We start from the raw sequence: 11,775 nt of genomic DNA on the forward strand, positions 1-11,775 counted from the left end.
GTTGCGCCTGTCGGGAGTTATAGAAGCACTCCGAACACTAACGGTTCGTGAAGGGGCCCAATTTAATAAGCACCCCTCAGGGAAACATTCATGTTCGAGTCAGAAATATCACGCAAATGAACGAATTCACGGCGTTTTCGGCCTGAATGCGACTCAGTGCGCCTCATCCCAGTTACTGCCGGTGCCGGTATCAACCACCAGCGGCACGCGCAATTGTGCCGCTTGCGACATGTGCTGCACGACGTTGCTGCGCAGCTCTTCAATGAATCCGGTCTCGGCTTCGAACACCAGTTCATCGTGCACCTGCAGGATCATCCGCGCCGGGGCGCCGCTGTCACGCAGCCATTGGTCAACCGCGACCATGGCGCGCTTGATGATGTCGGCGGCGGTGCCCTGCATCGGCGCATTGATGGCCGCACGTTCAGCGCCGGCACGCAGGCCCTGGTTACGTGCATGAATGTCGTTCAGGTACAGGCGGCGACCGAACAGGGTCTCCACGTAGCCCTGCTCCCGGGCCTGCTCGCGCATGCGCTCCATGAAGTCGCGCACGCCCGGGTAGCGGCTGAAGTACAGCGCCACGTAGTCCTGCGCCTGACCACGGTCGATGCCGAGGTTGCGGGCCAGCCCGAACGCGCTCATGCCGTACATCAGGCCGAAGTTGATCGCCTTGGCCGCGCGACGCTCGTTGCTGGTCACTTCTTCCAGGGTGCGGCCGAACACCTCGGCGGCGGTGGCGCGATGCACGTCGGCGCCCTGCTCGAAGGCGCGCACCAGGCCCGGGTCTCCGGACAGGTGGGCCATGATCCGCAGTTCGATCTGCGAATAGTCGGCCGCCAGCAGCTGGAAACCTTCCGGGGCGATGAACGCGCGGCGGATGCGGCGGCCATCCTCGGTGCGGATCGGGATGTTCTGCAGGTTCGGATCGGACGAGGACAGGCGGCCGGTGGCGGCGCCGGACTGGTGGTAGCTGGTGTGCACCCGGCCGGTGTCCGGGTTGACCATCTCCGGCAGCTTGTCGGTATAGGTGCTGCGCAGCTTGGCCAGGCCCCGGTAGTCGAGGATCACCCGCGGCAGCTCGTGCTGCTCGGCAATCGCCTCCAGCGCCTCTTCATTGGTGCTGGGCTGGCCCTTGGGGGTCTTCACCACCGCCGGCAGCTTCAGCTCGTCGAACAGCACCGCTTGCAGCTGCTTGGGCGAATCCAGGTTGAAGCTGCGCCCGGCCAGCTCGGTGGCCTTCTGCTGCGCGGCCAGCATGCGCGAGGACAGGTCCTGGCTCTGCCGGCGCAGTTCGTCGGTGTCGATCCGCACGCCGTTGGCTTCGATGCTGGTCAGCACCGGCACCAGCGGCATCTCGATGCTGCGGTACACGCTGTCCAGGGTCGGTTCGGCCAGTAGCTGCGGCTGCAGCGCGTGGTGCAGGCGCAGGGTGATGTCGGCGTCTTCGGCGGCGTAGCGGCTGGCCTCGTCGATGCCCACCTGCGAGAACGAGATCTGCTTGGCGCCCTTGCCGGCCACCTCCTCGAACTTGATGGTGTTGTAGCCCAGGTAACGCAGGGCCAGCGAATCCATGTCGTGGCGGGTGGCGGTGGAATTGAGCACGAAGCTCTCGAGCATGGTGTCGTCGTGGTAGCCCTGCACGTCCACGCCATGGCGGCGCAGCACGTGCAGGTCGTACTTGCCATGCTGGCCCAGCTTCTTCTTCGCCGGGTCCTGCAGCACCGGCCGCAGCGCGTCGAGCACCTGCGCCAGCGGCAGCTGTGCCGGCGCGCCCGGATAGTCATGGCCGACCGGGATGTAGGCGGCCTTGCCCGGCTCCACCGCCAGGCTGATGCCCACCAACCGCGCGCGCATCGCATCCAGCGCATCGGTCTCGGTATCGAAGCTGATCAGATCGGCCTGCTGCACGCGTGCGACCCAGGCCTGCAGCTGCTCGGTGGTCAGCACGGTCTCGTACTCGCCAGGCGCCGACAGCGCCGGATCGAGTTCGCCCGCCGGCGGCGCTTCGGCGCTGCCACGGGCAAAACCGGCCGCGGTGCCACGCAGGCTCGGCGTCGCGTCGTTGGCCACCGCAGGCGCTGGTACCGGCCCACCCAGTTCCTTCAATGCCTGGGTGAAGCCGTAACGCAGGTACAGCTCGCCCAGCGTGGGCACGTCCGGATCACGCAGGGCCAGCGTGGTCGGGCTGGCGTCCAGCGCGACGTCGGTACGGATGGTCACCAGCTCCTTGTTCAGCGGCAGGCGCTCCAGCGCGGCGCGCAGGTTCTCGCCGATCTTGCCCTTCATGGTTGGCGCGGCCGCGATCACCCCGTCCAGGTGCTGGTATTCGGCCAGCCACTTGGCCGCCGTCTTCGGCCCGCACTTCTCGACCCCGGGCACGTTGTCCACGGTGTCGCCCATCAGCGCCAGCAGGTCGACGATCTGGTCGGCACGCACGCCGAACTTGTCCATCACCGCCGCATCCGAATCCATGCGGCTGCCGGTCATGGTGTTGACCAGTTCGATGCCCGGCCGGACCAGCTGGGCGAAATCCTTGTCGCCGGTCGAGATGGTGACCTTCAGGTCCTGTGCGACGCCCTGCAGGGCCAGGGTGCCGATCACATCGTCGGCCTCCACGCCATCGATGCGCAGGATGCTGATGCCCAGCGCTTCGACGATGCGGCACATCGGCTCGACCTGGCTGCGCAGTTCGTCGGGCATCGGCGGGCGGTTGGCCTTGTACTGGTCGTACAGGTCGTCACGGAAGGTCTTGCCGGGGGCATCGACGACGAACGCGACGTAGGCCGGGCGTTCCTTCAGCGTCGAGCGCAGCATGTTGACCACGCCGAACAGCGCGCCGGTGGGCTCACCCTGTGCATTGGACAGGGGCGGCAGCGCGTGGAACGCGCGGTACAGGTAACTGGACCCGTCGATCAGGACTAATCTGCTCATGCGACGATTCTACGCGCCCGCGCCTGCACCGAGGCGACACGGCAGTGACGCGGCGATGGGGCATAATCAAGGCTCTTTCCAGGCAAAGGCCCCGCCGATGAAAACCCTGATGCTGGCTTCCGTGCTCCTGCTCGCTGGCTGCGCCAGCATGGGCGGCGCCGGCGCGCCCCCGGTGGACGTCAAGGGCGCCGATGTCTCCAAGCGCACCATGGACAACGGTGACACCATCGAGGAGTACCGGGTGTCCGGCCAGCTGCGCATGGTCAAGGTGACGCCGGCACGCGGCGCCCCGTTCTACATGTACGACAAGAACGGCGATGGCCGCTTCGACAACGACAAGGACGGTGTGTCGCCGGTGTACTGGAAGCTGTACAGCTGGTGATGCGACCGGGGTCGGATCCCTTTCCGCAGGAAAGGGCTCTGACCCCATCAAGGCGATCGGCAAGGCCCATCCACGCATGGCGTGGATCTACTGGGCATTTCGGTGGCCCTATCCACGCATGGCGTGGATCTACTGGGCGCCGGAAAAAACAACGCCGGCGCGCATCCTGCGGCCGGCGTCGGGTCCCCTCCCCGGGAACGCTTCTGTATCAGCGGATGACCAGCACCGGCAGCGTGCTGCGCGCCAGCACCTCGGCGGTCTGGCTGCCCAGCAGCACGCGGGTGACACCGCGACGGCCGTGCGAGGTCATCACGATCAGGTCGCTGTTGCGCTGGCCCGCCGTCTCGATGATGCCGTCGGCCGCGTAGCGGTCCAGCACATGCACCGGATTGGCGGTGATGCCCTGCTCGGCGGCCTTGGCCAGCGCAGGCTGCAGCACCTTCTGCGCGCCTTCCTCGCGGTCGGCCTTGTACTCCGGGCTGTTCATGTAACCCACGCTCCAGCCCATGGCGTCGTACATGCCGACGGCCCATGGCTCGGAGACGGTGACGATGTCGACCTCGGCGTTGAGGTCCTTGGCCAGCTCCAGGCCCTTGGCCAGGCCCTTGTCGGCCAGCTCCGAACCGTCGGTGGCGATCAGGATGCGCTTGTACATGGTGGGGCTCCGCGGTGATCTACCCAGTGGGAACGACACCATTACATACCCGATGTGGAGATCGTGCCTTGCGCAGGATCAATCCGGCAGCGCGCAGCGATGCCTGCGCAGCGCGGGTTGATCGGCCGATGCGCGGCCGGGCATCGCCCGGCGCAACATGCCCAGGATCGACACGCGGCTGGGATGCTCCGGTAGCGCCGGGCCTTCCCCGGCGGGCGCTCAGGCCTGCACCGTGATCCGCCAGCCACCCTCGTGCGGTTGCCAGTCGAATTCCACCGGCAGGAACTTCTCGATCAACCGCGCATTGCTGACCAGGTGATCGCTCAGCACATGGGTGGTGAACGCACCGCCGCCCGCCAGCGCCATCGGCAGCAGCAACTGGTCGGACAGGTACTCGCCAACGGCACCCGCGCCGTCCAGGTACTGCTTCACCTGCCCCGCCAGGCGCGCGCCGACCTGCTCGGCGGAGACACTGCGCTCGCCATGCCCGCTGAACACCTCCACGTGGTCGCCATGCCGCACGCGCACCAGGGCAACATTGCCCGGTCCCAGCGCCGGCCGTATCGACTGCACGTTGCGCGGATGGGGGTCCACGCCCAGCGTCTCGGCCAGTACCTGCAGTTCGCGCAGGCCGATGCCGGTGGACAGTCCGGACATCAGTACCTGTGCCTCGATTCCCTGCAACGGCGCACGCACCTCCAGCGACGGCGGCTGCAGCGCTGCGCACGGCTGCACCTGCACCTCCATCACGCCACCGCCTGCCGGATGGAAGCCGTGCTGCAGCAGCTGCATCGACGCCTGCACGCCCATCCGTTGCAGCGCCGGCAGATAGCTTTCGGCGATGAAGTCCGCACTGGGCGCCAGCGGGTTGTGGGTACCGCCTTCCAGGCGCAGCTGCGACGCCCCCTGCGCGCGCCACAGTGCCGGCAGCACGGTCTGCAGCACCAGCGTTGCCGAGCCGCTGCTGCCGGTCGCGAAATGATAGTCGCCAGCGCTCACCGCACCCGGCTCGAAGCGCAGCGAGGTAGCGCCCAGTTCCGCACCGTGCACACACGCGTTGCCGACCCGCGCCGCGGCGTTCACCGCGGTCAGGTGCTGGCGCATCAATCCCGGCTTGCGCCGGATCGCGCGGATGTTGTGCAGCGTGAAGCCGGTGCCGGTGCACAGGCTCAATGTCAGTGCCGAGCGCAGCAGCTGTCCGCCACCCTGCCCGCCATCCAGTTCAATCATGTCCATCTGTCTGTTCCTCCATGCCCGTTGTGTCGATGCCGGGCCCTGCTGCCGTGCGCGGCGCAGTGTACGCCGCGCACGGGTCGCTTCATCCCTTCACGCACACCACCTGGCGCAGCGTGTGCACGATCTCGACCAGATCGCGCTGGGCCTCCATTACCGCCTCGATCGGCTTGTAGGCCGCCGGCGATTCATCCACCACCTCCGCATCCTTGCGGCATTCCACGTGCGCGGTGGCCTTGGCGTGGTCATCCACGGTGATCAGCTTGCGCGCCTGGGTACGGCTCATCACGCGGCCGGCACCGTGGCTGCAGCTGTGGAAGCTGTCCTCGTTGCCGAGGCCACGCACGATGAAGCTCTTGGCTCCCATGCTGCCCGGAATGATGCCCAGTTCGCCCTTGCGCGCACTCACCGCGCCCTTGCGGGTCAGCATCACGTCCTTGCCGAAGTGGGTCTCGCGGCTCACGTAGTTGTGGTGGCAGTTCACCGCCTCGGCCTCGGCCTCGAACGGCTTGCTGATCACCGTGCGCACCGCAGCCACCACGTTGCGCATCATCACCTCGCGGTTCATGCGTGCGAAACGCTGCGCCCAGTCCACTGCGAACACGTAGTCGCCGTAGTGCTGGCTGCCCTCGGGCAGGTAGGCCAGGTCCTGGTCGGGCAGGTTGATCATCCAGCGGCGCATTTCCTGCTTGGCCAGCTCGATGAAGTAGGTGCCGATGGCATTGCCCACGCCACGCGAACCGGAGTGCAGCATGAACCACACGCGCTGCTCCTGGTCCAGGCACACCTCGACGAAGTGGTTGCCGGTACCCAGCGTTCCCAGGTGCTTGAGGTTGTTGGTGTTCTTCAGGCGTGGATGACGCTCGCAGATCAATGCGAAGTCATCCACCAGCTGCGCCCAGCCTTCCACCGCCAGTTCGGGCGGCGTGTCCCAGCTGCCCTTGTCGCGGCCACCGCGGGTCACGCTGCGGCCGTGCGGCACCGCCCGCTCGATCGCGCTGCGCACGGCCGACAGGTTGTCCGGCAGGTCGCTGGCAACCAGCGTGGTGCGCACCGCGATCATGCCGCAGCCGATGTCCACGCCGACCGCCGCAGGAATGATCGCACCGATGGTCGGCACCACCGAACCCACGGTCGCGCCCTTGCCCAGGTGCACGTCGGGCATCACCGAGATCCACTTGTGGATGAAGGGCAGCCTGGCGATGTTCTGCAGCTGCTCGCGCGCCTGGTCTTCCAGCGGCACGCCGCGGGTCCACAGCTTGATCGGTACAGCACCCGGCTGCTGGATCACGTCGTAATTGAGGGTGGTCATGGTGATGTTTCCTTTCATCCAAAGTAAAAACAAAGAAGGTGCGGTGACAAAGGTGGTGGAACATTCCGTCGCCCACGTTGCCGTGGAGGACGGCCGGGACTTGAACCCGACCCCGAAGGGCTTCCGATGTAGTTCCACCTGCATTCCCCGCGCAACGAAAGCGAAGGTGCCGGCAGCACGACAAGAATCTGGAGGAACATCCTGCTCTACCACTGAGCTACCGCCGCGTTGCCGCGGCAGGCGGGAGTCGAACCCGCGACCTGGAGCTTAAGAGGCTGTAGTTCCTCCGGCATTCGCACGGCCGGCGGTGAAGCATCGGCGCCGTTGCCGGTGCCGTTTGAAAAGGTGCGGTGACAAGGGAAGTGGAACGTCTGCTTCCTCACGACAGGCAGGAAACGCGGGACTCGAACCCGACCCCGAAGGGACAACCAATGTAGTTCCACCAGCATTCACCGCAAAAAACGAATTCCTGGCCCTGCCCGGCTGGCCCCATTGCCAGCCGGGCGGTCCGTTGCGGCCTCCCTGCCGCCTTACAACGCCATGTCCTGGATGCGCTGGACCCAGCTGCTGCCGTCCTCGGCCGCAGCGGCGTACTGCGCGATCAGGTCGAACACCGCATCGCTGAAGCCTCCGATGTGCAGCACGTCGCCGCGCTGCACGGTCTGGCTGCTGGCCACCGGCTGCAGGTCGATGCACACCAGCCGAGCCTGTGGGCAGCGACGCTTCAGTGCGTCCCACTGCAGCATCGTCGCGGTCTGGCCGCCGGTGCGGGTGTCACGCCAACTCTCGTTGTCCGACACCATCACCACCAGGTCCACCGGCTCGCGCCGCAGGTTGAGGTAGTGCAACGGCGCGCTGACCGACGTACCGCCGCCGTTGATCGCCAGCTGGCGGGCCAACGTCATCACGCTGTCGCGCGGGTTCAACCGCACGTGGCGCACCTCGGTATCGAACGGCAATACCTTGGCCTGCGGCTGACCGCGCAGCACGCAGGCTGCAACCAGCGCCGCCACGTCCACACAGCGTGCTGCGGTGCTGGCGCCCTTGCGGTAGCCGGTCACCGGCGACTGCATGGAACCGGATACGTCCACCGCCACCACCACCCGCCCCGGCAATGCCGGTGCCGACGCCGTGGCGATCTCCATCGCATCCTGCAGCGCTTCCAGGATCGGCGACGGCAAGCCAGCACCCGCGTGGAAGGCCATCAGCAGCTGGTACGGCAGTACACGGGCACGACGCACCTGCTGCGGATCACGCAGGCGATCTGCGATCACCTGCACCATCGCCGGATCATCGAACACGCCGTTGCGGGCGAACGTGTTGAGGTTCATCCGCATCGACTGCCACGATGCATTGCGGGCCAGTGCCGACCACTGCGCCGCATCCAGCGGCAGGGTGCTGTAGTACTGGAACGGCAGGTCCGGCGGCAGCCCGCGCGGATCACGCTTGAACGCTTCGTAGGCCTGCACCACCGCCGGCAGCTGCGCCTCGTCGTACGCACGACCGATGATCCAGGCATACAGCGCCTTGCGCTCGGCGTTGGCCGGCTTCGGGTGCACCATGCGGATCACATCGGCCAGCGACGGCTGCTGGCCGATCGCCGCACGCACCAGCGTTTCCGCCGACGCCTGCTGGATCCACTCACGCACCCTGTGCTTGGGCAGCGAGCCCAGCGAACGGCGCCCCACCTGGCCGCTGCGCATGATCTGCACGAAGGTGCGCAGCTGGCGGCCGTTGTCGATCACCCGCGGAAACGCAAGAGCGAACGCCTCCGGGTCACGCAGGCTGAGCACCGCCAGCAGCAGTGCCGGCATGTCCTTCATGTGTGCGACCTGGCGGGCGTACAGCGCGGTGCGGGCGATGAAGCGCGGCTCGACCTGCGCGGTCAGCGCCAGCACCTGCTGCAGCTGCGCTTCGGCGTCGCTGTAGAAAGTGTTGTTCAGGCACCCGGTGGCCGCATACAGCGCCAGCGCTGCACGCGGGTCGCGGCGGTAAGCCAGGCCACCGGCTTCATTGACGGTGTCTGCCTGCGGCGGCTGCGGCGTGCGCATCCAGGAGAAGAGCGAAAGGTTGGCCATGCTGATGTCCTCGGCGGGAACAGCCCGCGTCGTGTCTAGCTGGATATAGAGCAATGGCCGTGCCAACTTTTGCTCGAAGTACCCATGCAATTGATTTTCATGAAGTTTCTTGTTGATCGAGCTATTTTGACCAGCGAGCCGTGGCGAAAAGATATATATTTCTGGCGCATCTTTTATAGGAATGGATATGGCGCGTCGGCAGGTGGTCTTTGGCATGCTCGGCACCCAGCTCGACGCGGGCGAGGGCCCGGGGCGCTGGCAGAAGTGGCGCCCTACGGTGTCGCTGGGCATGCATGAGGATTTCCTGCCCGACCGCATCGAGCTGCTGCTGGATGAGCGCCGCTACAGCAAGCTGGCGCGGGTGGTCTGCGAGGATCTGGTGCAGGCGGCGCCGGGCATCAGCGTGCAGCGACACGACACCTACCTGGCAGATCCGTGGGAATTCGAGGGGGTCTACGCCACCCTGCATGACTTCCTCGCCAGCTATCCGTTCCAGCCGGAGGAGGAGGACTACTACGTCCACATCACCACCGGCACGCACGTCGCGCAGATCTGCTGGTTCCTGCTGACCGAGAGCCGGCACTTCCCCGGGCGCCTGTTGCAGACCTCGCCGCCGCGCAAGCAGGACGGCGCCGCCGGCACGTACGCGGTCATCGACCTCGATCTATCGCGCTACGACCATATCGCCCAGCGCTTCGCCCAGCAGCAGCTGCAGGACCGCGACCTGCTGAAGGGCGGCATAGCCACCCGCAACGCCGCCTTCAACCGCATGATCGAACAGATCGAAACAGTGGCCACGCGCTCGCGCGCACCGATGCTGCTGATGGGGCCGACCGGTGCAGGCAAGAGCCAGCTGGCCAAGCGTGTGTTCGAGCTGAAGAAGCTCAAGCACCAGTTGCCGGGTCGCTTCGTCGAGGTGAACTGCGCGACGCTGCGCGGCGACGGTGCGATGAGCACCCTGTTCGGCCATACCAAGGGCGCCTATACCGGTGCTTCCAGCGACCGTGCCGGCCTGCTGCGCTCAGCCCACCAGGGCCTGCTGTTCCTGGACGAGATCGGCGAACTCGGCCAGGACGAACAGGCGATGCTGCTGCGGGCGCTGGAAGAGAAGCGGTTCCTGCCGGTAGGCAGCGACCGCGAAGTGGAGAGCGACTTCCAGCTGATCGCCGGCACCAACCGCGACCTGCAGCAGTCGGTGCTGGAAGGCCGCTTCCGCGAAGACCTGCTGGCCCGCCTCAACCTGTGGACCTACCGCCTGCCGGGTCTGGCCCAGCGCATGGAGGACATCGAACCGAACATCGAGTTCGAGCTGGAACGCTGGTCGCAGGACCAGCATGCGCGGGTACGTTTCAACGTCGAGGCACGCACGCGTTATCTGGCATTCGCCACCAGCCCGGAAGCCGCGTGGCGCGGCAACTTCCGCGATCTGGGCGCGTCGATCATGCGCCTGGCCACCTTGGCGAGTGCCGGGCGCATCCAGATCGAGGGCGTGGAGGACGAGATCGCGCGCCTGCGGTCACAGTGGCGCGGCGGCGATGCGCCGTCACCGCTGGATGCACTGTTGGGCGATGCCGTGGACACGCTGGACCGTTTCGATCGCGTGCAGCTGGAAGAAGTGGTGCGGGTCTGTGCACGCTCGAAGTCGCTGTCCGCTGCCGGGCGCGAGCTGTTTGCGGTCTCGCGCACGCAGCGCGCCAGCACCAACGACGCCGACCGCCTGTGCAAATACCTGGCGAAGTTCGGGCTGGACTGGGAGCAGGTGCGGGGTCCGGTCACACCGTAGCGCCGGGCTTGCCCGGCTGCCACGCACGGCGCATGCTGGCTGCGCGGCACGCTGCCGCCTCCAAGGATGACAGGCATGCAAAACAACAGACCACCCGTCTGGAGCTCCCAGAAGTCCATCCTGATCGCCGCGATCATCGCATTGGCGGTGCTGTTCGGTGCCTACCAAGTCGGCAAGGACATGGCGCTGCGCGACAACGCCCGCGGCGCCGCAAGTCGGTAGCGCCCTTCTGTAGAGCCGAGCCATGCTCGGCTGCTCTCCGCGACCGACGACATCGTGCCAACCAAGGTTGGCACCTACCGGTAGAGGCCTACGCTCAGGCGATCTGCACCACGCGTGCGTTCTGGCACAGCGGGTAGCTGCCAACGAATTCAGCGATCGCATCACGCATCGCCTCGAACGACTGGCCATACATGTACAACGCGGTCTCGCTCGGCCCCTGCCACCAGCTGCAGATCTCGCCCAGGCCATCGATGCGCTCGGACAGCTGTTCGAACACATGGTTCGAATCGCACTGCTCGTACACCTCGTCCGGCAAGGTCAGGCCGTCGAGGTAGATGCCCAGGCCCTCGGTCACGCCGAAGCTGCGATCGGCCTCGCCTGCGCCCTGTATCTGCGAACCCTTCGGTGCACCCAGCTGCTCCAGCAGGTCGATCAGCTTCGGCACGCCCGCGGCATCGACCAGTGCCACTTCGATATCACCGTATTCGACTTCGCCTTCGTCGGACATCGCGGTACCGCCACCGGTGATCCCGCCCAGGTCGGCCGCCTGCAGCAGCGCATCGAGCGGATCCTCGAACAGCTCATGGCGATGCTCGGGCTGCAGCCTGGCGTTCAATTTCACGGTGACATGCAGCGTGGGTTCGGTCATGAGGGCATTCCTGGGAGATGTGGCCGCTATTGTAGAGCCGAGCCCATGCTCGGCTGCTCTTTCCCACCAGAAGCAGCCGAGCATGGGCTCGGCTCTACAAGACCGCAGTCAGCGCAGGAACGGCGGCACTTTCCGTTTCAGCAGCTCCACCAGCACCGGGTCCATGTACTCGTAGTCGTCCGGGATATCCAGGCAGATCACGCGTTTTCCCTTCAGCCACGGTTTGTAGCGGCTGGAGAGGCGGTTGCGGTGGGCGCGCTCCATCACGAACACCAGGTCCGCCCACTGCAGCAGCTCGGGGCTGAGGATCTCCTCGGCGTCGGCGAGCAACCCGGCCGAGGCGGTCTCGATGCCCGGCCACTCGGCGAACACCTGCTCGGCCGTCGGGCTGCGCAGGCGGTTCTGGCTGCAGAGGAAGAGCACGTTGCGGGTCATGACCGCAGCGTATCGGGGTCGGATCCCTTTTCCAACGGAAAAGGGCTCTGACCCAGCGGGGGCATGGAGCAATTCGCCACCGGTTGATGCTGTGCCGT

General features: G+C 66.4%; 10 protein-coding genes. 3 read left to right on the forward strand and 7 right to left on the reverse strand.

The window, feature by feature from the left end; all coding sequences use genetic code 11:
- Nucleotides 1-153: 153 nt before the first annotated feature.
- Entirely contained in the window at nucleotides 154-2,928 is a 2,775-nt protein-coding gene (gene polA / locus CR919_RS10050; protein ID WP_099819902.1) for a DNA polymerase I, read from the reverse strand.
- Between the two features lie 97 nt (nucleotides 2,929-3,025).
- Here polA and CR919_RS10055 point away from each other — a divergent pair, with 97 nt between their 5' ends.
- Nucleotides 3,026-3,310 carry a DUF2782 domain-containing protein gene (locus CR919_RS10055; RefSeq protein WP_099819903.1) on the forward strand — a complete coding sequence of 95 codons (285 nt, stop codon included), beginning with the start codon at nucleotides 3,026-3,028 and terminating at the stop codon, nucleotides 3,308-3,310.
- 208 nt (nucleotides 3,311-3,518) lie between these two features.
- Here the strand turns inward: CR919_RS10055 and CR919_RS10060 are convergent, their stop codons facing one another.
- The 4 genes from CR919_RS10060 to CR919_RS10075 form a co-directional block, all read right to left on the reverse strand.
- The gene (locus tag CR919_RS10060) at nucleotides 3,519-3,965 is read right to left on the reverse strand and encodes a universal stress protein (RefSeq protein WP_025878044.1); all 447 of its coding nucleotides are present in this window, start codon (nucleotides 3,963-3,965) and stop codon (nucleotides 3,519-3,521) included.
- A gap of 219 nt (nucleotides 3,966-4,184) precedes the next feature.
- Nucleotides 4,185-5,201 (reverse strand): RNA 3'-terminal phosphate cyclase, encoded by a 1,017-nt coding sequence (gene rtcA, locus CR919_RS10065; protein ID WP_099819904.1) that lies wholly within the window; start codon nucleotides 5,199-5,201, stop codon nucleotides 4,185-4,187.
- Between the two features lie 82 nt (nucleotides 5,202-5,283).
- Nucleotides 5,284-6,510 (reverse strand): RtcB family protein, encoded by a 1,227-nt coding sequence (locus CR919_RS10070; RefSeq protein ID WP_099819905.1) that lies wholly within the window; start codon nucleotides 6,508-6,510, stop codon nucleotides 5,284-5,286.
- 530 nt (nucleotides 6,511-7,040) lie between these two features.
- On the reverse strand, nucleotides 7,041-8,588 hold the full coding sequence (locus tag CR919_RS10075; RefSeq protein ID WP_099819906.1) for a VWA domain-containing protein: 1,548 nt from the start codon (nucleotides 8,586-8,588) through the stop codon (nucleotides 7,041-7,043).
- Nucleotides 8,589-8,775: 187 nt separating this feature from the next.
- Here CR919_RS10075 and rtcR point away from each other — a divergent pair, with 187 nt between their 5' ends.
- Nucleotides 8,776-10,371 carry an RNA repair transcriptional activator RtcR gene (gene rtcR, locus CR919_RS10080; RefSeq protein ID WP_099819907.1) on the forward strand — a complete coding sequence of 532 codons (1,596 nt, stop codon included), beginning with the start codon at nucleotides 8,776-8,778 and terminating at the stop codon, nucleotides 10,369-10,371.
- Nucleotides 10,372-10,446: 75 nt separating this feature from the next.
- Nucleotides 10,447-10,593 (forward strand): hypothetical protein, encoded by a 147-nt coding sequence (locus tag CR919_RS21205; RefSeq protein ID WP_165781013.1) that lies wholly within the window; start codon nucleotides 10,447-10,449, stop codon nucleotides 10,591-10,593.
- 94 nt (nucleotides 10,594-10,687) lie between these two features.
- Here the strand turns inward: CR919_RS21205 and CR919_RS10085 are convergent, their stop codons facing one another.
- Both CR919_RS10085 and CR919_RS10090 read right to left on the reverse strand, forming a co-directional pair.
- The gene (locus tag CR919_RS10085) at nucleotides 10,688-11,242 is read right to left on the reverse strand and encodes a hypothetical protein (RefSeq protein ID WP_099819908.1); all 555 of its coding nucleotides are present in this window, start codon (nucleotides 11,240-11,242) and stop codon (nucleotides 10,688-10,690) included.
- A gap of 108 nt (nucleotides 11,243-11,350) precedes the next feature.
- Nucleotides 11,351-11,677 carry a low molecular weight protein tyrosine phosphatase family protein gene (locus tag CR919_RS10090; protein WP_099819909.1) on the reverse strand — a complete coding sequence of 109 codons (327 nt, stop codon included), beginning with the start codon at nucleotides 11,675-11,677 and terminating at the stop codon, nucleotides 11,351-11,353.
- Between the last annotated feature and the right edge of the window lie 98 nt (nucleotides 11,678-11,775).

The organism is Stenotrophomonas sp. LMG 10879 (assembly GCF_002750935.1).
GTDB lineage: Bacteria > Pseudomonadota > Gammaproteobacteria > Xanthomonadales > Xanthomonadaceae > Stenotrophomonas > Stenotrophomonas lactitubi_B.

Bases quoted from the DNA above. Each gene is read 5' to 3' on its own strand.
- polA (WP_099819902.1), bottom strand. From the start codon at position 2,928: ATGAGCAGATTAGTCCTGATCGACGGGTCCAGTTACCTGTACCGCGCG.
- CR919_RS10055 (WP_099819903.1), top strand. From the start codon at position 3,026: ATGAAAACCCTGATGCTGGCTTCCGTGCTCCTGCTCGCTGGCTGCGCC.
- CR919_RS10060 (WP_025878044.1), bottom strand. From the start codon at position 3,965: ATGTACAAGCGCATCCTGATCGCCACCGACGGTTCGGAGCTGGCCGAC.
- rtcA (WP_099819904.1), bottom strand. From the start codon at position 5,201: ATGGACATGATTGAACTGGATGGCGGGCAGGGTGGCGGACAGCTGCTG.
- CR919_RS10070 (WP_099819905.1), bottom strand. From the start codon at position 6,510: ATGACCACCCTCAATTACGACGTGATCCAGCAGCCGGGTGCTGTACCG.
- CR919_RS10075 (WP_099819906.1), bottom strand. From the start codon at position 8,588: ATGGCCAACCTTTCGCTCTTCTCCTGGATGCGCACGCCGCAGCCGCCG.
- rtcR (WP_099819907.1), top strand. From the start codon at position 8,776: ATGGCGCGTCGGCAGGTGGTCTTTGGCATGCTCGGCACCCAGCTCGAC.
- CR919_RS21205 (WP_165781013.1), top strand. From the start codon at position 10,447: ATGCAAAACAACAGACCACCCGTCTGGAGCTCCCAGAAGTCCATCCTG.
- CR919_RS10085 (WP_099819908.1), bottom strand. From the start codon at position 11,242: ATGACCGAACCCACGCTGCATGTCACCGTGAAATTGAACGCCAGGCTG.
- CR919_RS10090 (WP_099819909.1), bottom strand. From the start codon at position 11,677: ATGACCCGCAACGTGCTCTTCCTCTGCAGCCAGAACCGCCTGCGCAGC.